General features: G+C 58.8%; 17 protein-coding genes and 1 pseudogene. 11 read left to right on the top strand and 7 right to left on the bottom strand.

Annotated features, from left to right (window positions below):
- Positions 1-3 precede the first annotated feature (3 nt).
- The 7 genes and pseudogenes from JFT66_RS00805 to phnN all read left to right on the top strand — a co-directional run bounded on the left by JFT66_RS00805 (position 4) and on the right by phnN (position 5,804).
- Entirely contained in the window at positions 4-1,992 is a 1,989-nt protein-coding gene (locus JFT66_RS00805; RefSeq protein WP_034118891.1) for a heme lyase CcmF/NrfE family subunit, read from the top strand.
- The gene (locus JFT66_RS00800; protein ID WP_057014552.1) at positions 1,989-2,525 is read left to right on the top strand and encodes a DsbE family thiol:disulfide interchange protein; all 537 of its coding nucleotides are present in this window, start codon (positions 1,989-1,991) and stop codon (positions 2,523-2,525) included. Before JFT66_RS00805 ends, JFT66_RS00800 begins: the two co-directional genes overlap by 4 nt.
- The gene (locus JFT66_RS00795) at positions 2,522-2,995 is read left to right on the top strand and encodes a cytochrome c-type biogenesis protein (protein WP_122732673.1); all 474 of its coding nucleotides are present in this window, start codon (positions 2,522-2,524) and stop codon (positions 2,993-2,995) included. The genes JFT66_RS00800 and JFT66_RS00795 overlap by 4 nt, the downstream gene beginning before the upstream one ends.
- Positions 2,988-4,172 (top strand): c-type cytochrome biogenesis protein CcmI, encoded by a 1,185-nt coding sequence (gene ccmI, locus JFT66_RS00790; protein ID WP_153870598.1) that lies wholly within the window; start codon positions 2,988-2,990, stop codon positions 4,170-4,172. The genes JFT66_RS00795 and ccmI overlap by 8 nt, the downstream gene beginning before the upstream one ends.
- A 15-nt stretch (positions 4,173-4,187) precedes the next feature.
- On the top strand, positions 4,188-4,583 hold the full coding sequence (locus tag JFT66_RS00785; RefSeq protein ID WP_198858601.1) for a hypothetical protein: 396 nt from the start codon (positions 4,188-4,190) through the stop codon (positions 4,581-4,583).
- 433 nt (positions 4,584-5,016) lie between these two features.
- Positions 5,017-5,217, top strand: a pseudogene (locus JFT66_RS00780) (alpha-D-ribose 1-methylphosphonate 5-triphosphate diphosphatase); the annotation flags it as partial.
- Positions 5,217-5,804 (top strand): phosphonate metabolism protein/1,5-bisphosphokinase (PRPP-forming) PhnN, encoded by a 588-nt coding sequence (gene phnN / locus JFT66_RS00775; protein WP_198858600.1) that lies wholly within the window; start codon positions 5,217-5,219, stop codon positions 5,802-5,804. The pseudogene JFT66_RS00780 and the gene phnN, both read left to right, overlap by 1 nt.
- Before the next feature lie 936 nt (positions 5,805-6,740).
- On the opposite strand, the gene JFT66_RS00770 is transcribed toward phnN, so the two are convergent.
- Complete coding sequence (locus tag JFT66_RS00770) at positions 6,741-7,307, bottom strand: hypothetical protein (protein ID WP_198858599.1); 567 nt, start codon at positions 7,305-7,307, stop codon at positions 6,741-6,743.
- 74 nt (positions 7,308-7,381) lie between these two features.
- Here JFT66_RS00770 and JFT66_RS00765 point away from each other — a divergent pair, with 74 nt between their 5' ends.
- From JFT66_RS00765 to JFT66_RS30000, 4 genes are all read left to right on the top strand, one after another.
- Positions 7,382-7,927, top strand: a complete 546-nt coding sequence (locus JFT66_RS00765) for a M10 family metallopeptidase C-terminal domain-containing protein (protein WP_198858598.1) — start codon at positions 7,382-7,384, stop codon at positions 7,925-7,927.
- A gap of 853 nt (positions 7,928-8,780) precedes the next feature.
- Positions 8,781-10,406, top strand: coding sequence for a M10 family metallopeptidase C-terminal domain-containing protein (locus tag JFT66_RS00760; RefSeq protein ID WP_198858597.1), 1,626 nt, complete (start codon positions 8,781-8,783; stop codon positions 10,404-10,406).
- Positions 10,407-10,701: 295 nt separating this feature from the next.
- Positions 10,702-12,252 carry a M10 family metallopeptidase C-terminal domain-containing protein gene (locus tag JFT66_RS00755; protein WP_198858596.1) on the top strand — a complete coding sequence of 517 codons (1,551 nt, stop codon included), beginning with the start codon at positions 10,702-10,704 and terminating at the stop codon, positions 12,250-12,252.
- Positions 12,253-12,838: 586 nt separating this feature from the next.
- A complete protein-coding gene (locus JFT66_RS30000) occupies positions 12,839-14,374 on the top strand; it encodes a M57 family metalloprotease (protein ID WP_269836366.1) in 1,536 nt (511 codons plus the stop codon).
- A 236-nt stretch (positions 14,375-14,610) separates the two neighbouring features.
- On the opposite strand, the gene JFT66_RS00745 is transcribed toward JFT66_RS30000, so the two are convergent.
- The 6 genes from JFT66_RS00745 to JFT66_RS00720 all read right to left on the bottom strand — a co-directional run bounded on the left by JFT66_RS00745 (position 14,611) and on the right by JFT66_RS00720 (position 21,726).
- Entirely contained in the window at positions 14,611-15,807 is a 1,197-nt protein-coding gene (locus JFT66_RS00745) for an MFS transporter (RefSeq protein WP_153837815.1), read from the bottom strand.
- A 275-nt stretch (positions 15,808-16,082) separates the two neighbouring features.
- Entirely contained in the window at positions 16,083-17,084 is a 1,002-nt protein-coding gene (locus JFT66_RS00740; RefSeq protein WP_034118900.1) for a sulfate ABC transporter substrate-binding protein, read from the bottom strand.
- 94 nt (positions 17,085-17,178) lie between these two features.
- Positions 17,179-18,003 carry an ion transporter gene (locus tag JFT66_RS00735; protein ID WP_034118901.1) on the bottom strand — a complete coding sequence of 275 codons (825 nt, stop codon included), beginning with the start codon at positions 18,001-18,003 and terminating at the stop codon, positions 17,179-17,181.
- 31 nt (positions 18,004-18,034) lie between these two features.
- A complete protein-coding gene (locus tag JFT66_RS00730; RefSeq protein ID WP_034118902.1) occupies positions 18,035-18,910 on the bottom strand; it encodes an urea transporter in 876 nt (291 codons plus the stop codon).
- Positions 18,911-19,040: 130 nt separating this feature from the next.
- Positions 19,041-20,456, bottom strand: coding sequence for a pyruvate kinase (gene pyk, locus JFT66_RS00725; RefSeq protein WP_198858595.1), 1,416 nt, complete (start codon positions 20,454-20,456; stop codon positions 19,041-19,043).
- Positions 20,446-21,726 carry a glycerate kinase type-2 family protein gene (locus JFT66_RS00720; protein WP_198858594.1) on the bottom strand — a complete coding sequence of 427 codons (1,281 nt, stop codon included), beginning with the start codon at positions 21,724-21,726 and terminating at the stop codon, positions 20,446-20,448. Before JFT66_RS00720 ends, pyk begins: the two co-directional genes overlap by 11 nt.
- Between the last annotated feature and the right edge of the window lie 160 nt (positions 21,727-21,886).

Raw genomic sequence — 21,886 nt, 5'->3', positions numbered from 1 at the left:
GTGATGACGTCCGCACTGTTTATTCCGGAGCTGGGCCAACTGGCGATGATCCTCGCGCTGTGCTTTGCCGTGGTCCAGGCCGTGGTGCCCTTGCTCGGCGCCTGGCGCGGCGACCGCCTGTGGATGAGCCTGGCGCAGCCGGCCGCCTGGGGGCAGTTCGCCTTCCTGTTGTTCGCCTTTGGTTGCCTGACCTACGCCTTCATGACCGACGACTTTTCGGTCGCCTACGTCGCGAACAACTCCAACAGCGCCTTGCCCTGGTATTACAAGTTCAGCGCCGTGTGGGGCGCCCACGAAGGTTCGTTGCTACTGTGGGCGCTGATCCTCGGCGGCTGGACCTTCGCCGTATCGGTGTTCTCACGGCAACTGCCGCAAGTGATGCTGGCGCGGGTGCTGGCGGTGATGGGCATGATCAGCATTGGCTTCCTGCTGTTCCTGATCATGACCTCGAACCCGTTCAGCCGCATGCTGCCGCAGATCCCGGCAGACGGGCATGACCTCAACCCGCTGTTGCAGGACATCGGCCTGATCGTGCACCCGCCGATGCTCTACATGGGCTACGTCGGTTTCTCCGTGGCCTTTGCGTTTGCCATCGCCGCCTTGCTCGGCGGGCGTCTCGATGCCGCCTGGGCGCGCTGGTCGCGGCCGTGGACCATCGTCGCCTGGGCCTTCCTGGGTATCGGTATCACCTTGGGTTCGTGGTGGGCCTATTACGAACTCGGCTGGGGCGGCTGGTGGTTCTGGGACCCGGTGGAAAATGCTTCCTTCATGCCCTGGCTGGTGGGCACCGCACTGATTCATTCCCTGGCGGTCACCGAAAAGCGCGGCGTGTTCAAGAGCTGGACCGTATTGCTCGCTATCGCGGCGTTTTCCCTCAGCCTGCTCGGCACCTTCCTGGTGCGTTCGGGCGTACTGACGTCGGTGCATGCGTTCGCGTCCGACCCGGAACGTGGCGTATTCATCCTGATCTTCCTGCTGTTTGTGGTCGGCGGCTCACTGACCCTGTTCGCCCTGCGCGCCCCGGTGGTCAAGAGCCAGGTCGGTTTCAACCTGTGGTCGCGGGAAACCCTGTTGCTGGGCAATAACCTGGTGCTGGTGGTGGCTGCGTCGATGATCCTGCTTGGCACTCTCTACCCGCTGGTGCTGGATGCCTTGAGCGGCGCCAAGCTGTCCGTGGGCCCGCCGTACTTCAACGCGTTGTTCATCCCATTGATGGGCCTGTTGATGGTGGTGATGGCGGTCGGTGTGCTGGTGCGCTGGAAAGACACCCCGGTGAAGTGGCTGGTAGGCATGCTCGCTCCGGTGCTACTCGGCAGCGTGGCGCTGGCCGTGGTCGCCGGTATTGCCTACGGCGACTTCAACTGGGCGGTGCTCGCCACCTTCCTGCTCGCCGCCTGGGTGTTGCTGGCCGGTGTGCGCGACATCTTCGACAAGACCCGCCACAAAGGCTTGATCAAGGGCCTGCCAACCCTGACCCGCAGCTACTGGGGCATGCAGATCGCCCACATCGGTATCGCGGTGTGTGCCCTCGGTGTGGTGTTATCCAGCCAGAACAGCGCCGAGCGCGACCTGCGCCTGGCGCCGGGTGAATCGATGGACCTGGCCGGTTACCACTTCATCTTCGAAGGCGCCAAGCACTTCGAAGGACCGAACTTCACCTCAGACAAAGGCACGGTGCGCGTCGTGCGCAACGGCAAGGAAATCGCCGTGCTGCACCCGGAAAAACGCCTCTACACCGTGCAGAGTTCGATGATGACCGAAGCCGGCATCGACGCCGGTTTCACCCGTGACCTGTATGTGGCCCTCGGTGAACCCCTGGGCGACGGCGCCTGGGCCGTGCGCGTGCATGTCAAACCCTTCGTGCGCTGGATCTGGTTCGGCGGCCTGCTCACCGGTTTTGGTGGTTTGCTCGCGGCGCTGGACCGGCGTTATCGGGTCAAGGTCAAGAGCCGGGTGCGTGAAGCACTGGGCCTTTCAGGAGCGGCGGTATGAAACGTTGGTTGATGGTGGTGCCACTGGCGTTGTTTTTGCTGGTGGCGGTGTTCCTGTATCGCGGCTTGTACCTGGACCCGGCCGAGTTGCCTTCGGCGATGATCGGCAAGCCGTTCCCCGCGTTTAACCTGCCAACGGTGCAGGGTGACAAGACCCTGACCCAAGCCGACTTGCAGGGCAAACCGGCGCTGGTCAACGTGTGGGCCACCTGGTGCATCTCCTGCCGCGTCGAACACCCGGTGTTGAACAAGCTGGCCGAGAAGGGCGTGGTGATCTACGGCATCAACTACAAGGACGACAACGCGGCGGCCTTGAAGTGGCTGGCGGAATTTCATAACCCGTACCAGCTGGATATCCGCGATGAAGACGGCAACCTCGGCCTGAACCTCGGCGTGTACGGCGCACCGGAAACCTTCTTCATCGACGCCAAGGGCGTGATCCGCGACAAATACGTCGGCGTGATCGATGAAGTGGTGTGGCGCGAGCAACTGGCCGCCAAGTACCAGGCCCTGGTCGATGAGGCCAAGCCATGAAGCGTTGGTTGACCGCTGCCGTTTTAGCCCTGGGCCTGGCCGGTGTGGCCCACGCCGCCATCGACACCTACGAATTCGCCAACGACGCCGAGCGCGAGCGTTTCCGCGACCTGACCAAGGAACTGCGCTGCCCCAAGTGCCAGAACCAGGACATCGCCGACTCCAACGCACCCATCGCCACCGACCTGCGCAGAGAGATCTTCCGCATGCTGGGGGAGGGCAAGGACGACCAGCAGATCATCGACTTCATGGTCGACCGCTACGGTGATTTCGTGCGCTACAAACCGGCCCTCACCGGCAAGACCGCGCTGCTGTGGTTCGGCCCCGCCGGGCTGCTGCTGGCCGGCGTCGTGGTGATGGCGGTGATCGTGCGCCGTCGCCGCGCCGCGCCGACTGATGGTTCCGATGCGCTGTCCCCTGAAGAGCGCAAACGCCTCGACCAATTGCTGGACACCAAGACTGATGATTGATTTCTGGCTCGCAGCCGGCTTGCTGCTTCTGATTGCCCTGAGTTTTCTGTTGATCCCTGTACTGCGCGGCCGCCGCGCCCAGCGTGAAGAGGATCGCACCGCGCTGAACGTGGCGCTGTATCAAGAACGCGTCGCCGAGCTGCAAGTGCAGCAAGACGAAGGTGTATTGAACGCCGCACAACTGGACACCGGCCGCGCCGAAGCGGCCCGTGAGTTGCTCGCTGATACCGAAGGCGTGGAAAAACCCCGTGAATCGCGCCTGGGCAAACCGCTGCCATTTTTGGCGGCGTTTCTGGTGCCGGTCCTCGGCGTTGCGCTGTACCTGCATTACGGCGCGAGCGACAAGGTCGAACTGACCCGTGAGTTCTCCCAGCCGCCGGTGTCCATGGCCGACATGACTCAGCGCCTGGAACGTGCCGCAGCAGCGCAGCCGGACTCGGCCGAAGGCCTTTACTTCCTGGGTCGCGCCTACATGGCCCAGGACCGTTCCGCCGATGCCGCCAAAGTCTTTGAACGCACCGTGGCGTTGGCCGGGCGCCAACCGGAGCTGCTCGGCCAGTGGGCCCAGGCGCAGTACTTTGCCGACAACAAACAGTGGTCGCCCAAGGTGCAGGCGCTGACCGACGAAGCCTTGAAGCTCGATCCCAAGGAAGTCACCAGCCTCGGCCTGCTCGGTATCGCTGCTTTTGAAGGCCAGCGTTATCAGGAAGCGATCGACTACTGGAACCGTCTGTTGGCGCAACTGCCGCCAGCCGATAATTCTCGTATTGCCCTGCAAGGCGGGATCGACCGCGCTGCCGAGAAGCTTAAAGAGAGCGGCGGTACTGTCGCGCAAAAGGCAGTCATGAACGTGCGTGTGGACTTGTCCGCCGAGGCGAAAGCCAAAGCCTTGCCGACCGACAGCGTGTTCATCTTCGCCCGTGCCGTCTCTGGCCCACCGGCACCGTTGGCGGCCAAGCGCGTCACCGTCGCCGAACTGCCCATCACCGTCGAACTGGGCGATGCCGACGCGATGATGCCGCAGTTGAAACTGTCCAACTTCCCCGAAGTCCAACTGGTTGCGCGCATATCCCGGGCAGGTGTTCCGACAGCTGGCGAATGGATCGGCCGCAGCCAACCGCTGGCCAGCAGCACCACTGCGTTGCAACAGCTGACCATCGACAGTCCGGATAAGTAAATCGAGGAAACGCCCATGACCGCATTTGCACGCATCACCCTGCTCAGCCTGGTACTCGGCTTAAGCGCTTGTGCGGTCCACCGCCCACCTCCGGCACCCACCGGCCCGACGATCCCACCGTCAGGCCCGTCGACCCAGCCGAGCACCAGACCGTCCGGCCCGGTGGCCCCGCCGCCCAAGCCACTGCCAACCAAATCGCCGACCTTCGCCCCACCGCCAGGCGCCGCCAGCCACTGGGACGGCAAGATGCAGGTCTACGTGCTCGACGACCAGCCCGATACCTTCTACCGTCAGCGCACCTATTACCGCTGGAGCAACGGCTGGAGCCGCGCCATCAGCCCCAACGGGCCATGGGAAGAAACCGACGTGCAGGGCGTGCCGCCGGGGTTGAGCAAGCAGTACGCGCAATGACAAAAGGCGACCTGGATAGGTCGCCTTTTTTGTTTTTGACGTGGAATGCGTTCAAATGTGGGAGCCAGCTCCCACAGGAGATCACCGCGCATCAATGACCACGCAGCATCAAACAGGGCGAGCTGTACACAGGTGGTCGACCAGGGATGGAAACCTGGTTGGGGCACGGCCTCCTGCGTACAGCTCGCTCGGCATAGTGCGGGCATTGCGGATGACTGGCCGTAGGGAAAGTCTGGTATCACGCTTCTTCCCATATGAAGGTGGGAACGATCACCTACCAAGGATCTGTCCTACAGCCACTTCCAACCTTTCACTAAACCTTCACCCAACCACCCGCCGCCCGTCATGTGCAGGTAATAGCGCTGACACCGCCCGCGTCTACTGTCGTTTGAACTCAACCGCAGCCATGCTTGGCGGTTGCCAGCAACTGAACATGAAAGTCCTGATGGGCGCGCCGAACGTGGTGCGCGGTGGGTCGCACTCGGGTAATGTGGCCGCCTCCGGCCTGGCTGGCGCGGGATTGCTGGATATACTTGCCAGTGACTACTACTCGGCCAGCCTGGTGCAAGCCAGGCGCCGCGAAGGGTTGCCGGTGGTGCAACAAGTGTGGGGACAAGCGCAGAGGGTGTTTTGATGGCAGGCAGGTTGATCTATCTCATCGGGCCATCGGGTTCGGGCAAGGACAGCCTGCTGGATGCCGCGCGCCCGCGCTTGATCGAGCGTGGCTGCCGCATGGTGCGCCGGGTGATCACCCGCTCGGCGGAGGCGGTGGGTGAAGCCGCGCAAGGAGTGAGCCCGCAGCAGTTTGCGGCCATGGATGCCGAGGGTGCGTTTGCCTTGAGCTGGCAGGCCAATGGCTTGTCCTATGGAATTCCTCGCGAGATCGACGACTGGCTGGCGGCGGGGGACGATGTGCTGGTCAACGGTTCCCGTGCCCACCTGGCGCAAACCCGCGAGCGTTACCCGACGTTGCTGGTGCTGCTGCTGACGGTGGACCAAGCGGTGTTGCGCCAGCGCTTGATAGCACGGGGGCGTGAGTCATTGGCGGACATCGAGGAACGCCTGGCGCGCAATGCGCGGTTCACTGCCGAACTGATCACGGGTAACGGCGCGGGCTTGTTCGTAATGGATATCTCTTTATTGGATAACTCTGGCCCGCTGGAACATACCGTAGAGCGCTTGCTGTGCTGCCTGGACCACGGGCACTCGGTATGCGCCTGACCCTGCTCGGCACCGGTGATGCGCGGCAAGTCCCGGTGCCTGGCCCGGCGGACCCGGAGTGGGTAAGCCAGCTCTCTCCTTTGATCTTCAACGACTCGCGGTTTTGGTTCTGATCAAACTATAAGTTGCTTGCGGTACTTGTCGCCACGCTCATGTCCCAACTCCCTGCCCCGTGTTACCTGGTGTTCAAGTGGGTGTTGGCACGGTGCGTAAAAAGAGTCAAGGCTGACTGGTTTTCTGCTTGTTTTGAATTTTTATATGAGTTGATTTTATAGGGGTGGCATGCGCCACGCTGTTGTCTGGGTATTTCTTCGTGGTCTGCAAGTTTAAATATTGACTGGATATATGCTGTAGGCAGTTTTTACAGGCGATTTTATAAGTGGAGCTGGAGCATATTAAAGGTGGTTGGTGGCTTTGTATATGCGCGCTGAATATACATAGGGTCACGTTTTAGGTTGAAATAAATGAGATGTTGTCTGGCGTTTTTGGCTGTGGGAATTTAACGCCGCTTTGATCGTGCGCTCATATGTTTTGCGGCGGACTTTGGCCTCGGCAGACTACATTTATTGTAATTATTTCAACTTGGATAGGTGGATTTTAAGATGCAGGTAAATGTTTCCAATATGGGCTTTCCAACTGATAGTCTTTCCGGTGTCCCGGGGCGATTCACTGTCCTGAGCAGGCCGGGTGAAACGAAAAACTTGAATATGCAGACTGGCCGTCACAGTACGTATTTCGTACGTCCTAGTAATGCCTTTGAATTAAATTCTTCCCGTAAATCGATACAAAGTGGAACTTATGGCTACAGCGTAAGTAGGCTGCCCTCCAAAAGTATTGATAAAGTGTTCAATGGATTTCCAGGCGGGGGGGCCGTCTACCGATTGGCTGAAGGTTTAAGCGGATTCAAACAGGTAATCAGCCGTTGCGGGGGTTGGATCACGCCCAATCCATGTCCACCTCCAATGCCGATGCCTGAACCATGTCCGCGACCACAGCCGAGACCTCATCCCTGCCCACCTCCGAGGCCGATGCCTGAGCCATTTCCGCGACCGCAGCCGAGACCCAATCCCTGCCCACCACCGAGGCCGAGACCTGAACCGCAGCCTTATCCGCAGCCGAGGCCTGAACCGCGTCCAGCACCGCAGCCGAGGCCAGAGCCGTATCCGCAGCCGCAACCGAGGCCAGAGCCGTATCCGCAACCGCAGCCGAGGCCAGAGCCGTATCCGCAGCCGCAACCGAGGCCAGAGCCGTATCCGCAACCGCAGCCGAGGCCAGAGCCGTATCCGCAGCCGCAACCGAGGCCAGAGCCGTATCCGTATCCGCAGCCACAGCCGAGGCCTGAGCCGTATCCGCAACCGCAGCCGAGGCCAGAGCCGTATCCGCAACCGCAACCAGAGCCTTATCCACAGCCGAAGCCTGAGCCGCAGCCGCGTCCGGAGCCATGTCCAGAGCCATGTCCGGAGCCGCGTCCGGAGCCATGTCCGGAGCCATGTCCAGAGCCATGTCCAGAGCCTGCCCCATCCTCGGAACCGCAGCCGAGGCTTGAGCCGTGTTCACCCTCCCATGACGAATCACAATTGGAAGTTGAGGACGGGCAGGGTAACGACACATTTGATTTTTCCAGGTTCAGGCAGAACCAAGTCATAAACCTGGGGGCGGGTACTTACTCAAGTGTCGGCGGAAAATACAATAATAGTTACATCAGCCCAGCGTCGGTTATCGAAAACGCCATCGGCGGCTCCGGCAATGATCGAATCATTGGCAACGAGGCCGATAACGTATTGGTTGGGGGCGCAGGTGCAGACACATTGAGAGGTGCAGGGGGACGCAACGTCTTCAAGTACAACTCGGTAGCGGACTCTACTTTTGCGGCGGCGGATCTACTCACTGACTTCAAAACCGGCTGGGACACGATTGACTTACGCAACCTGGCTAACGCTACGGGGGCCAGTCTGAACTTCGTTCCCGACTTTACGGGCAAGCCCGGTGATACGGTCATTAAATACAATATGTACAGCGGACGTTATTTTTTGGCGATCGACCTGTCAGGCAACTGCAGAAGTGATTTCGTTATAAAAAGTACTCGACCGATCAGCCCTGATGACGTCCTGGGCTTGGCTTGAATAGAGCTCTCGCCTGGATGATGACCGTGAGTTGACGCTTTGCGTCAACTTCGCGCCTGCAAAGGCCCGGTTCAGGGAGTGGCGCGGCGCATATCGCGATACGCCGATAAAATCGCTACCTCGTCACGCAATGACCGACTTGTTACGTGCTTGATCCCACGTACAAGCTTGTCAACCTAGTGTGCGCTGCTGCCTTGGCGGCATCGCGCATACGTTTCTGTCGTTTACTTCGATCAAGCCCCTAGGGCTTGATCATATCTCCCGCGTGCTGGCTCCAACCAAACCCAGGATTACCTTGTTCACTCTGTTGCTGCGAACGGCAGGCGGTTGCGTGCCTGTTTCATAGAGCTCTGTATTCCCTGTGTCAGAATGATCGGTTACGGCAGTGTATTAAGTTACCGTGTTACGACGGAGTGGCTTTAATAAGCTGGGAGGGGAATGGGTGTTTTCGTTCGCTGCATACTCCGAGATCTCTTGTTTAACTACATGGCGATGTAGGGTAGAGAGTTGGGTACGTGAGGGTGGAGTTGATGTTGCGTTTCGGATTTTTGTCTGGTTGTGAGTAATGCGTTGCAACCGAAATTGATTTTTGGTCTGTGAGTTCTTATTTTTTTTATGTGAATCAATTAGTTGAGGTTGTTGTGTCAGTGGGTGGGTTTTTGGTGTTGTTTCGGCGGGTTGCGAGTGTGGTGCCAAAGTATTTTGAGATTTTAGAGTGTGTCGGAGTGCATTGATTAGTGTCTGGCGTACCAAGTTTCTCTGTGCGAACTTAAGGGGGTGCCGACAAATGCTATTGCTCGTGTGGAGCGGGAGTTCGGTGTGTCGGGTTTATTTGCAAGAGGACTTAGGTTGTATGAGATTATCAGGGCCACCCGCTACTAATGTATTCGAAGGTAAGGAGTTTGCTGCTCTGGGGGCTGTAAGTTCTGCACGGCCGAGTGCGCCCTACACCCTGTATAGTAATAAACCAGTACTCACTACTGAGCAGGCTGGAAAACAAATCACTCGCCGTGACTTCCGATTTCATGACCGTAATGTCGACCAAAAGATTGACTTGTCATTCCGAATCTCCAAGGGTTTCACACCGCAGCAGGTAGAACAGGCCAGGCAGGCGTTGAAATCCTGGCAGGATGTCGCCAACGTGACGTTCACTGAAAACGCAGGAAATCTCGACGGGCACATTGATATTGGTGATATGCCAGGAACCAGCCATGGTGTGGCGTCACTGCCGAATAAATACCTGAGAAATTCATTCGCTAATATTGGCACAGCGAATGCGGGCACGAACCCTAAGCAGGGCGGCTTTTTTCGCGAAGTACTGATTCACGAAATAGGTCATGCAATCGGGTTGGAACATCCGGGTAAATATGATGGTTCTGGCGACTATGGTACGCACGCTGAGTATGCCGGGGATACCCGAGCTCGCAGTGTAATGAGCTATTTTTCAGAAACGAATCAGCCGGGGCATAACTTTAATTCGTTGCATCCCTCTGCACCGATGATGGATGACATTGCTGCCGTACAGCGGCTATATGGGGCGAACACTAACACGCGTAAAACCGATACGACGTACGGGTTCAACTCCACTACGAACCGTGACGCCCTGAGTCTGAAAACGGCCGATGACAATCCTATTTTCTGTGTGTGGGACGGTGGTGGGGACGATACATTGGACTTCTCTGGTTTTTCCCAGAATCAGAAGATCAACCTTAATGCCGAGTCGTTTTCAGATGTGGGGGCGTTAAAAGGTAATGTCTCCATTGCCAAGGGTGTAACCCTGGAGAACGCCATCGGCGGCGCAGGGAACGATACTTTGGTGGGTAACCATGTCGCCAACCGACTGACAGGCGGAGGCGGAGCAGACAGGTTGCAAGGCGGCGGTGGTGCAGACACTTTTGTCTATGACCGTACCAGTGATTCCACCTCGGATAACCCTGACGTCATCCTGGACTTTGAGAGCGGCTTGGACCGCCTGGATGTATCTGCGCTTCTGAAAGGGACGAATATCAAGACTCTGACGTTCGTCGAGCGTTTAACCGGTCAACCTGGTCAAGCCGTACTGAGCTACGACGAGAGTAGTCGCGAAGGGAGTTTCGCCTTGGACGTGAGCGGGAATGGCAAGGCTGATCTATTCATAAAAAGTATTGGCCGGATGAATGCGGCAGATGTGTTTTACCGCGATAACCCATCGGTAGATCCTGATTCGGTAGAGCCAGAACCGGATCCGCGTCCTGACCCGTATGAACCGAAACCACACCCAGACTCGCCTGATCCTAAACCGGACACGTGTGACCCGGAGCCGTTGCCATGCGTGCCGCCCCCCGTTTCATGTTCGATAAGCGCTACTAACGATCGCCAGTCGCAAGCCAGTGCGCCTGACCTTAAGGCCGGCACTGATCAGCGGCGTGCAACGCTGGTGTCCGCCTTTGATAAGTGGGCTTTTACAGCGCGCGCCTGGAGTGGACCGTTTCACAGTTAACTACGTACGCACTACATTGAAATGAGGTGTCGCCGCTGACAGGTATAGCCGGTCAATGTATTAAAAATTGACTTCGGAAAAATCAATCACGGGTGGGTGCAGGCAATTAATTGTTGTTTTTCATTAATTGCTAGGTGGCAGTCGTGGGGTTTGCTTGTTGGTTTTTGTCTTTTATTGGTTTCAAGGTTTAAAAGTGTGTTGTCGCTTGATAGTGGGCGATTTAATCATTCGTAAGTATCACGCTTGCGAAATGTTGGGCCGTTGTTATATATAACTAACTAAGAAGGTGTGATGTATGGTTAATGTCAATTTGCCTGGTTTGAATTCCTACGTACCTACGTTGAACGCGGCCCCGTCGAGGGCCCATGACACCAATGAACCTATGGGGAACTCTGACAACTCGCATTATGGAAAAGATAAGCAACCCTCAAAAGGATCTAAACTGCTGAGTCTTTCGGCACAGTCGACTGGTGGGTTTTCCAGCCTGCAAAGGCTCCACGGATCGAACGCTCAAACGAGCTCACATGGCCTGCTGCAGGCGGGTGAAACAACAGTCGGCAATAGGCTTATCTTGAATATGGGTGGGGTGGACGGCAACGTTCTCACCGCTAATTGTTTACCTATGCCGAGGTCTGAGGAGACCAAACCACAAGGCGATCAGACCAAGCCGACCGTGGATAAGCCCAAGGCCGGCACGGATCCCAAACCTCAAGAGGGTCAGCCTAAGCCAGCCGTCGATAAGCCCAAGGTCAGTACGAACACCACACCTCAAGAGGGTCAGCCTAAGCCAGCCGTCGATAAGCCCAAGGTCAGTACGGAGACCAAACCACAAGGCGATCAGCCCAAGCCAGCCGTGGATAAGCCCAAGGTCAGCACGGACACCAAGCCTCAAGAGGGCCAGCCCAAACCAGCCGTCGATAAGCCCAAGGTCAGCACGGACACCAAGCCTCAAGAGGGCCAGCCCAAGCCAGCCGTCGATAAGCCCAAGGTCAGCACGGACACCAAGCCTCAAGACGGTCAGCCCAAGCCGGCCGTCGATAAGCCCAGGGTCAGCACGGCCACCACGCCTCAAGAGGGTCAGCCCAAGCCAGCCGTGGATAAGCCCAGGGTCAGTACGGCCACCACACCTCAAGAGGGGCAGCCCAAGCCAGCCGTGCCCAAGGTCCCTGTCGGACCGACGCCAAACGATGTACTCAGCTCGTATGACACCACCTATGGGTTCAACTCTACGACTGGAAAGCTGGAAACGACCCTGACATCCGCTTCCGATAAGCCGGATTTCAACGTATGGGATCAGCGGGGGATAGATACGTTTGATTTTTCCGGCTTCAAGCAAGACCAGAAAATCGATTTGCGCAGCGGTTCGCTCTCCAGTGTGGGCGGGTTCAGGGAAAACGTCAGGATCGGTACCACCACTGTGATCGAAAACGCGGTAGGGGGCAGTGGCGACGACCGAATCATGGGTAACAGTGCGGATAATGTGCTGATCGGCGGCGCAGGCGCCGATACCCTGGTGGGGGGAGGCGGTTGGAATACGTTTAAGTTCAATGCCTTTAGCGATTCGACCCGTACGCAGGCCGATTTACTGTTGGACTTCAATACGGGTCAGGACAAGATTGATTTGTCGCAAATGGCCATCGATGGCAAGGTCGCATTTAACTTTGTTGACGAATACACCGGGAAGCCCGGGGACACCATTATCAAATTTAACCCGCAAACAGGACGTTACTTGCTGGCGATAGACTTGGATGGGGACGGCAAGACGGACTTTTTGATCAAGAGCACGCGAATGATCAGTCCGGAAGATGTTATCGGGTTGAACATAAAGGATGGAGGGTATCTCTGATGATGTAATGGCGAGTTATTACACATCGCTTTGGTACTAGGCAAGGCTGGGCAGGACTTAATCATCAGTGATTAAGTCCTGCTTTTTTGCGCCTGCCAAGTGGCAGCAAAAAATCCGCTCGTAGTGGACAACGCCATCGTGAAGGTGGCGTACATTGGCTGCCTGGTTGCTGGAGCATCGTCATGAGTTGCTGGGGCATGTCACGGTAGGTTGGGACAGTCGAGTCGTGTAGGGCTTGGCTATGTTTGCGATCAGATAACAACGATAGCGTTAAGCCTATTTTTTCTTGTATGTTTGGTTGGGTTTCTTGATATGTGCAACTAAATTCTTGACTTGATTAAGTTAAGGCTTTGCGAGTTTTTTTCTTTGTGGCGCCAAGGCATAGTGATCGTTGATCGGTGGAAGTGTGTCGTGCTGAATAACATGTGTGCTAATTTTTTACTGTCGCGTTTATCCGGTTTTATCGAAAAGAAATAGCGGTGGTAGAGGCATGTTCAATATGGGATTTTATCGGGCTGACAACGGATCAGTCAGTCTCGGTAATTCATATACATGGACGGGTTATTCTTCACTGTTCAGAGTATCAATGCACATGCATATCCCGGTTAGGCATTCTTCCCATGCGCACTCCTCGGAGGCGTTGTACCCCAGTTTCTCAGCAGCTGAAAACGAAGTTTTTCGTTGGGCTAATAATAAAAAATCGTTCACCACAGACCAGGCGGCGAAACATATCACTCGCAGCGGCTCCAGGTTTCATGACCTCAATGGCGATGGCAAAGTTGTTGTTGGTTTCAATTTTGCTGGAGGTTTTAATGCGGCTCAGAAAGAGCGAGCCAGGCAAGCCCTGCAATATTGGGCGGATGTTGCCAATATCGAGTTTATTGAAAACGGTTCGAACACCGATGGCACGATCAGCATTAAGGGCACATCGGGTTCGTCAGGGTGGGCAGGGTTGCCTAATAAGCATTATTCGAAAGTCCAGGCCAATATAGGCACTAGTGGTGCACAAAATCCGACAATGGGCAGCCAATTCCTGGGTTTGTTGATCCATGAATTAGGGCATACCTTGGGGCTCAGTCATCCGGGTGAATACGATGGCGGGGGCTTCAATTACGACCGGTCCGCGGAATATGCGCAGGACACCAAGGCGCGCAGCATCATGAGTTATTGGGCGGAGACCCACCAGCCTGGCCACAATTTCGCCAGGAACAGTCCGGCGGCACCGATGATGGACGATATCGCCGCCGCCCAGCGGCTCTACGGGGCCAATACAAAAACCCGCAATACCGACACCACCTATGGCTTCAATTCCAACTCAGGTCGAGAGTTCTATAGCCTCAAGCAAGGGAATGACAAGCCGATTTTCACCGTCTGGGACGGCGGTGGTAACGACACACTCGACTTTTCTGGGTTTGCCCAGAACCAAATCATCAACCTCAAGGCTGAGGCGTTCTCGGACGTGGGTGGCTTACGGGGGAATGTGTCGATTGCCAAAGGCGTGAGCGTGGAAAACGCCATTGGCGGTTCTGGCAACGATACCTTGACGGGTAACGAAGGGAACAATCGCCTCACCGGGGGCCGGGGCGCCGATACGTTGCACGGTGGGGCCGGCGCGGACACGTTCGTGTATCTGCGCGCCAGTGATTCAACGTCACAGAACCCGGATATCATCCAGGACTTCCAAAGCGGGATAGACCGGATCGATCTCACCAGCGTCCTTCAGGAGGCAGGGCTCAAAGCCTTGAGTTTCTCTGATCGATTCAGCGGCAGGGCGGGTGACGCCGTGCTGGGCCATGACTCGAAAACCGGCCGTTTTACATTGGCTGTGGATACGACGGGGAATGGCACGGCGGACCTGATGGTGACCAGCCAAGGCCAAATCAAACAGACGGATGTGATCTGGAACGATCAGACGCCGACGGTGATTCCTGCCCCGGCTCCTGAACCTGCTACCGTTGTCCCTGTACCAGAACCAGGCCCGGCTCCTATTCCAGACCCTCAACCTGACCCTGACCCGCTCCCGACACCTTTGCCGGCTCCCAAGCCTGGAGGAGGGTTTATCAAGAAGGTATTTTCGTCGTTCATGGGGTTAATCAACAGGGCGTTCTCGATTTTCTCGTGAGCCCGGTGGCTATGCTTTGGACCCATGGTCAGCGTGGTTCGGGCAGCCGGCAGGGGTGAGTCCAACAAGCCTCCCTCATAGTCCACAAACGCGCGCCGTGGCACTCGCCATCCTGCCTGTGGGAGCACCGCCCAAAGATCCCTGGGCGGTACTTTCCAATCAGTATGTGCATGAGCACAAGATCAAAGCCGCTCGTCATTTCTGGCGGACGCGGCGTTGGAGAAGTGGGTGCGCTCTTAGGCGGTTGCGACAACCACCTGGCGCGACGCACTCAGGAACCGTAACAGCGCCACCAATGGGAATGCGCTGCCCACCAGCATCACCCCCAGCCAACCGCCGTGTTCATACACACTGCTGGCAATTGCCGAGCCGAACGCGCCGCCGATGAAGATGCTGGTCATGTACAGCGCGTTGAGACGGCTACGGCTAGTGGCGTCGAGGGCATAGACGGCACGCTGGCCAAGGACCATATTCATCTGCACGCAGAAGTCCAGGACCACGCCGGTCACGGCCAAGCCGATCACGCTGTACAGCGGGTGCACGAACGCGGGCAGGAAGCTCAATGCACCCAACAGCATCGCCAGCAACGAGGCGCGATGGGTGTGGCCGGCGTCAGCCAGGCGACCGGCGATGGGCGCGGCGATGGCGCCCAAGGCACCGACCAGGGCGAACAGTGCGATTTCGCTTTGGCTCAGGCCATGATTGCGCGCCAATTCCAGCGGGGCAGCGGTCCAGAACAGGCTGAAGGCGGCGAACATGCAGCCCTGATAGAACGCCCGTTGGCGCAGCACCGGTTGCTCACGCAGCAGGGTGCCCAGGGATCGCAGCAACTGGCCGTAGCTGGCGCTGTGATCGGGCTGGCGCTTGGGGATAGTCAGCAGCAGGACCACGCTGATAAACGCCATCAGTGCTGCGGCAGCCATGAACATTGCACGCCAGCCGAAGTGGTCGGCCACTACGCTGGACACTGGCCGGGCCAACAGGATGCCCAGCAGCAGGCCGCCCATGATGCTGCCGACCACCCGACCTCGGGACTCAGCCGGTGCCAGGTGTGCGGCCAGCGGGATCAAAATCTGCACCGAGACGGAACTGAAACCGATCAGCAACGACACCAGCAAGAACAGGTTTGGCTGTTCGGTAAACGCCGCGCCCAGCAGGCTGGCAATCGCCAGTACAGTGGTGGCGATCATCAGCTTGCGGTTTTCCAACAGGTCGCCCAATGGCACCAGGAAGAACAGGCCGAGGGCATAACCGATTTGCGTCAGGGACACGATCAGGCTCGCCATCGCCGGCGTCAGGCCAATGTCCGGGGCGATCAGCTCGATGATCGGCTGCGCGTAGTAGATGTTGGCGACGATGGCGCCGCAGCAAAATGCGAACAGCAGCACCATCCCACGGGTCATGGTGCTGGTGGCAGGAGAAGTTGCATTCATGGTGTTCTCATAAAAGCGAAGGAAGATGGCGAGCGAGAGTAAAGGCAAGGCGTAAGCGCGAGTAGGGCGCTTGAAGTGATATCAATTATGCTGGTTGATGATACATCCAGAAACAATTGGAACGACAGAACACTGCCAATACAACAGCCATACCAAGAGCCAAATGTGGGAGGGGGCTTGCTCCCGATAGCGGAGTTTCAGTCACTGGATGTAGTGGCTGACACACTGCTATCGGGAGCAAGCCCCCTCTCACATTTTTTACCGCGTTTCTTCAGTTATTGACCGGAATAGATCTGGTCAAACACCCCACCATCATTGAAGTGGGTTTTCTGCACGGTGCGCCAGTCGCCAAAGGTCTTCTCAACCGACAGGAAGTCCACCTTGGGGAAGCGGTCGGTGTACTTGGCCAGCACTTTCGGGTCCCGTGGGCGCAGGTAGTTGTTGGCGGCGATTTCCTGGCCTTCCGGCGACCACAGGTACTTCAGGTAGTCTTCGGCCGCAGCACGGGTGCCTTTCTTCTCGACCACCTTATCGACCACCGACACGGGCGGCTCTGCCTCAGCGGAGACGCTTGGGTAGATCACTTCGAACTGATCACGGCCGAATTCACGGGCGATCATTTCTGCTTCGTTTTCAAAGGTCACCAGCACGTCGCCGATCTGGTTGGTCATGAACGTGGTAGTCGCGGCGCGGCCACCGGTGTCCAGTACCGGCGCTTGCTTGAACAGCTTGCCGACAAAGGCCTTGGCCTTTTCTTCGTCGCCGCCGTTTTTCAATACATAACCCCAGGCCGACAGGTAGGTGTAGCGGCCGTTACCCGAGGTTTTCGGGTTGGGTACGATCACCTGCACGCCGTCCTTGAGCAGGTCCGGCCAGTCTTTCAGGGCCTTGGGGTTGCCTTTGCGCACAATGAATACGGTAGCGGAGGTAAACGGTGCACTGTTGTTCGGCAGGCGCGTCACCCAGTTGTCCGGCACCAGTTTGCCGTTGTCGACCAACGCATTGATGTCGGTGGCCATGTTCATGGTGATCACGTCAGCCGGCAGGCCGTCGATCACTGAGCGTGCTTGTTTGCTGGAGCCGCCGAAGGACATCTGCAACGTCAGCTTGTCGTCCGGGTGCTCGGCTTCCCAATGCTTCTGGAACGCGGCGTTGTAGTCCTTGTAGAAATCGCGCATCACGTCGTAGGAGACGTTGAGCAGGGTGGTCGCGGCCTGGGCGGAGCCTGCCAAGGCCAGGCCGGCGGCCAGTAGAGAGGCGCTGAGGATTTTTTTCACTGCTCATTCCTTGTTGTTCGAGAAGAGGGGAGGCAATTTGCCAGCGACTATAGCCGGGCCTGCATAGACCTTTAAAGATTAAAACGAACTTTGCTTATTCCAGTTTATGGAAAAGGTTACTGCCACACCGCGAGCAAAACGCCGCATTGGGTTCGTGGCTGTCTTTCTTGCACGCCGGGCAGTCGGTGCGCAGCTGTTCACCGCGCATGGCACTGGCCAGCTCGGCGGTAAAAATACCGGTGGGTACGGCGATGATCGAATAACCGGTGATCATCACCAGCGACGAAATCACCTGGCCAAGCGGCGTCTTGGGCACGATATCGCCGAAGCCCACGGTGGTCAGGGTAACGATGGCCCAGTAGATACCCTTGGGAATACTGGTGAACCCATGTTCCGGGCCTTCGATCACGTACATCAGGGTGCCGAACACCGTCACCAGGGTGCACACGCTGACCAGGAACACCACGATCTTCTGCTTGCTGCCGCGCAGCGCCGCCATCAAATAGTTGGCTTGTTTGAGGTACGGGCTGAGCTTGAGTACGCGGAAGATCCGCAGCATGCGAATGATGCGGATGATCAGCAGATACTGCGCATCGCTGTAGTACAGCGCGATAATGCCGGGGACGATGGCCAGCAAGTCCACCAAGCCATAAAAGCTGAAGGCATAGCGCAACGGCTTGGGTGAGCAATACAGGCGCAGGCCGTACTCGATCGCGAAAATCAGCGTGAAGCCCCACTCGATATAGGCCAGCACATCCGCGTAGTTCTGGTGCACCTGATCGATGCTGTCGAGCATCACGATCACTATGCTGGCGAGGATGATCAGCAACAGGATGCCGTCAAAGCGCCGCCCGGCGACGGTGTCGCTTTGGAAAACCATGATGTAGAGCCGTTGGCGCCAGTCGTTGTTGCTGTCCATAAGTCCTGCCTGAAGCGAATATCGAGCAAGCCTAGGGGGATTCGAACGGGCTGTCCATGTGGGGTTTACGCAGCATTCGCTGGCCGGCGCGCACCAGCCAGCAGGCGAGGATAAACGGCGCGGTCAGCGCGGGCAGGTGCAGGGCGGCGAAGCCCGGTGTGAGGAGGATGGCAAGGCCGATGCCCAGCAGCGGCAACCACGGCTGGCGACGTGTCGGGCTCAGGGCCAGGGCGGCCAACGCCGGGTTATAGCTGTGCAGGCCGAGCAGGGCGCCCGCAGGGTCGTTCAACCACACACCGGCCAGCATGCCGAGACTGGCACCGCTCAAGGCCCACACGGCGGCGCGACGGTCGGCCAGCAGCAGGCCCAGGGCGATCAATCCGCCCGCCATGGGCTGCTCCATCAACATGATTTGCCCAAGGCCGGTAAAGGGCGCGGTGAGGACAGCGAAGGGTGCGGGCTCGATCAGCGCCAGGGTGTTCTCAGGAGCGTGGCCGAGCAGCAGCCAGCCGAGACCCACAAAGGGCGCGGTGTAAGCGGGCAAGTCTTGGGGCTGGGTCGCGTGCTTCAGCCATTGCCGAGTGAGGATCGCACTCAAGCCGCCGCACGCCAGGATCAACGGCGGCACCAGCGCCGACCAGGCGAAGTGCTGGCTGATCAACAAGCCCAGCAATACGCCGTTGTAGCTATACAGCCCGGCCTGGCGCTCGGCCTTGGGATAGCCCCGGCGCTGGGCCGTGAGCAACCCCGCGACACCCCCCAGCAACGCACCGCCGAGCAAGGCCGGGGCGCCGATCAGTATCGCCACCAGGCACAGCAGGCCGCACAGCGGATGGCGTTGCAGGAAGATCTGGCTGAAACCATTGAGCAGGGCTTCGGCCCAGTCGGGGCAGGTTGGGTTGTGCATTTTCAGTGAGTCAATAAGACCGAGTTGTTCCCTTCGCGAGCAAGCCCGCTCCCACATTTGACTGATGTCGGACATGCAAACGCGGTCGAATGTGGGAGCGGGCTTGCTCGCGAAGGGGCTCTTACAGGCGCTAGATCAATGTCTCGATACGCAGCGAATTGGTCGACCCCGGCTGGCCAAACGGCACCCCTGCGGTAATCACCAAGGTATCCCCGCGTTGCGCCATGCCCTGGGCCTGGGCGATCTCCAGCGCGGTGGAACACACCTCATCCACTTGGCGCAGTCGATCATTGACCACCGAATGCACGCCCCACGCCACGCTCAAGCGTCGCGCCGTGGACAGGTTCGGCGTGAGGTTGAGGATCGGCGCCACGGGTCGTTCCCGTGCAGCACGCAAGCTGGAACTGCCTGACTCGCTATAGTTCACCAGCACCGCCACCGGCAGGATGCTGCTGATGCGCCGGATCGCACAGCTGATGGCGTCCGACACTGTGGCATCCGCCTTGGGCCGGCTGACGTCCAACTGCGTCTGGTAGTCCGGGCCGTTTTCCACCTGGCGGATGATCTTGCTCATCATCTGCACGGCTTCCAGCGGGTACTCGCCCGAGGCGGTTTCGGCCGACAGCATCACCGCGTCCGCGCCTTCGGCCACCGCGTTGGCGACATCGGTGACTTCGGCACGGGTCGGCGCCGGGGAGAAGCGCATGGACTCGAGCATCTGCGTGGCCACCACCACTGGTTTGCCGAGTTGGCGGCAGGTGCTGATGATGTCTTTCTGGATTTGCGGCACGCTCTCGGCCGGCACTTCCACGCCCAGGTCGCCTCTGGCCACCATGATCGCGTCGCTCAGTTCGGCGATTTCCTGCAAGCGTTGCACGGCCGAAGGTTTCTCGATCTTGGCCATCAGGAACGCCTTGTCGCCAATCAGTTCGCGGGCCTCGCGGATGTCTTCCGGGCGCTGCACGAACGACAGCGCCACCCAGTCCACGCCCAGCTCCAGGCCGAAACTCAGGTCGCGGCGGTCCTTGGCGGTCAAGGGGCTGAGTTCCAACAGCGCTTGCGGCACGTTCACGCCTTTGCGGTCGGACAACTCGCCGCCATTGAGCACGGTGGTGTCGATGGCGTCGGCATGTTTGGTAATCACGCGCAGGCGCAGCTTGCCGTCGTCCAGCAGCAGGTCCATGCCCGGTTCAAGGGCCGCGATGATTTCCGGGTGGGGCAGGTTGATGCGGCGCTGGTCGCCGGGCGTCGGGTCCAGGTCCAGGCGCAGGGCCTGGCCGCGAATCAACTGCACCTTGCCCTCGGCAAAACGCCCAACCCGCAGCTTCGGGCCTTGCAGGTCCATAAGAATGCCCAGCGGGTAATTCAACTGGCGCTCCACCTGGCGAATCCACTGGTAACGCTGGGCATGGTCGGCGTGCTCGCCGTGGCTGAAGTTGAGGCGGAAGATATTCACCCCGGCTTCAACCAGCTCGCGGATGTCATCGATACCGTCGGTGGCCGGGCCCAGGGTGGCGAGGATTTTGACCTTCTTGTCAGGCGTCATGGTTGGCAGTCTCAAGGATCAGGATGGCGCGGAAGTCGTTGACGTTGGTGCGGGTCGGCTCGGTGATGATCAGCCCGTCGAGGGCGGCGAAATAGCCGTAGCCGTTGTTGTTATCCAACTCGTCGCTGGCCGACAGGCCCAGTGCCTCGGCGCGGGCGTAACTGCTGGGGGTCATGATGGCGCCGGCGTTGTCTTCCGAGCCGTCGATGCCATCGGTGTCGCCGGCCAGGGCGTATACGCCGGGCAGGCCCTTGAGGCTGTCGGTGAGGCTGAGCAGGAACTCCGCATTGCGCCCGCCACGGCCATTGCCGCGCACGGTGACGGTGGTTTCGCCACCGGAGAGGATCACGCACGGCGCCGCGAGTGGCTGGCCATGCTGGACAATCTGCCGGGCGATACCGGCGTGCACCTTGGCCACCTCCCGCGCTTCACCTTCCAGGTCGCCAAGGATCAGCGGGCTGAACCCGGCCTGGCGCACTTTCACCGCCACCGCCTCCAGGGATTGCTGCGGGCGGGCGATCAATTGGAAGTGGCTGCGGGCGAGTACCGGGTCGCCGGGCTTGACCGTTTCTGACGCGGGGTTTTGCAACCAGTTGCGCACTGAGGTGGGGGCGTCGATACCGTAACGCTTGAGGATCGCCAGGGCCTGCTGCGAGGTGCTGGGGTCGCCGACGGACGGGCCGGAGGCAATCACCGTGGCCTGGTCGCCCGGCACATCGGAAATTGCATAGGTGTAGACGGTGGCCGGCCACGCCGCCTTGGCCAGTCGCCCGCCCTTGATCGCCGAGAGGTGCTTGCGCACGCAGTTCATCTCGCCAATGGTGGCGCCGGATTTGAGCAGGGCTTTGTTGATGCTTTGCTTGTCTGCCAGGCTGATGCCTTCGGCGGGCAAGGCCAGCAACGCGGAGCCGCCACCGGAGAGCAGAAAGATCACACGGTCGTCTTCGGTCAGGTGGCTGATCAGTTCCAGTACGCGCTGGGCCACGGCCAGGCCGGCAGCGTCAGGGACCGGGTGGGCGGCTTCGACCACCTCGATTTTTTTGCACGGCGCGCCGTGGCCGTAGCGGGTGACCACCAGGCCCGACACTTCGCCCTGCCAGCAGTCCTCGACGACAAGCGCCATGGCGGCCGCGGCCTTACCGGCGCCGACCACGATCACCCGGCCACTGCGGTCGGCGGGCAGGTAAGGTTCAAGGACTAGCCGGGGGTGGGCAGCGTCGATGGCTGCGGCGAACAGCTCGCGAAGCAGGTGTTGCGGATCGACCGACATAAGCGGGCTCCCGGGGATTCTTGTTGTTAGGAGTGCAGCTATTTCAGATTTGAAATGCGGTCAAAATGTGGGAGGGGGCTTGCTCCCGATAGCGGTGTATCAGTCGACATAGTGGTTGAATGACAGATTGCTATCGGGAGCAAGCCCCCTCCCACACTGG

The organism is Pseudomonas sp. MF6755 (assembly GCF_016405635.1).
GTDB classification, from domain to species: Bacteria; Pseudomonadota; Gammaproteobacteria; order Pseudomonadales; family Pseudomonadaceae; genus Aquipseudomonas; species Aquipseudomonas haemolytica.
The sequence above is the reverse complement of the archived record's forward strand: the minus strand, read 5'-3'. Positions and strand labels throughout refer to the sequence as shown.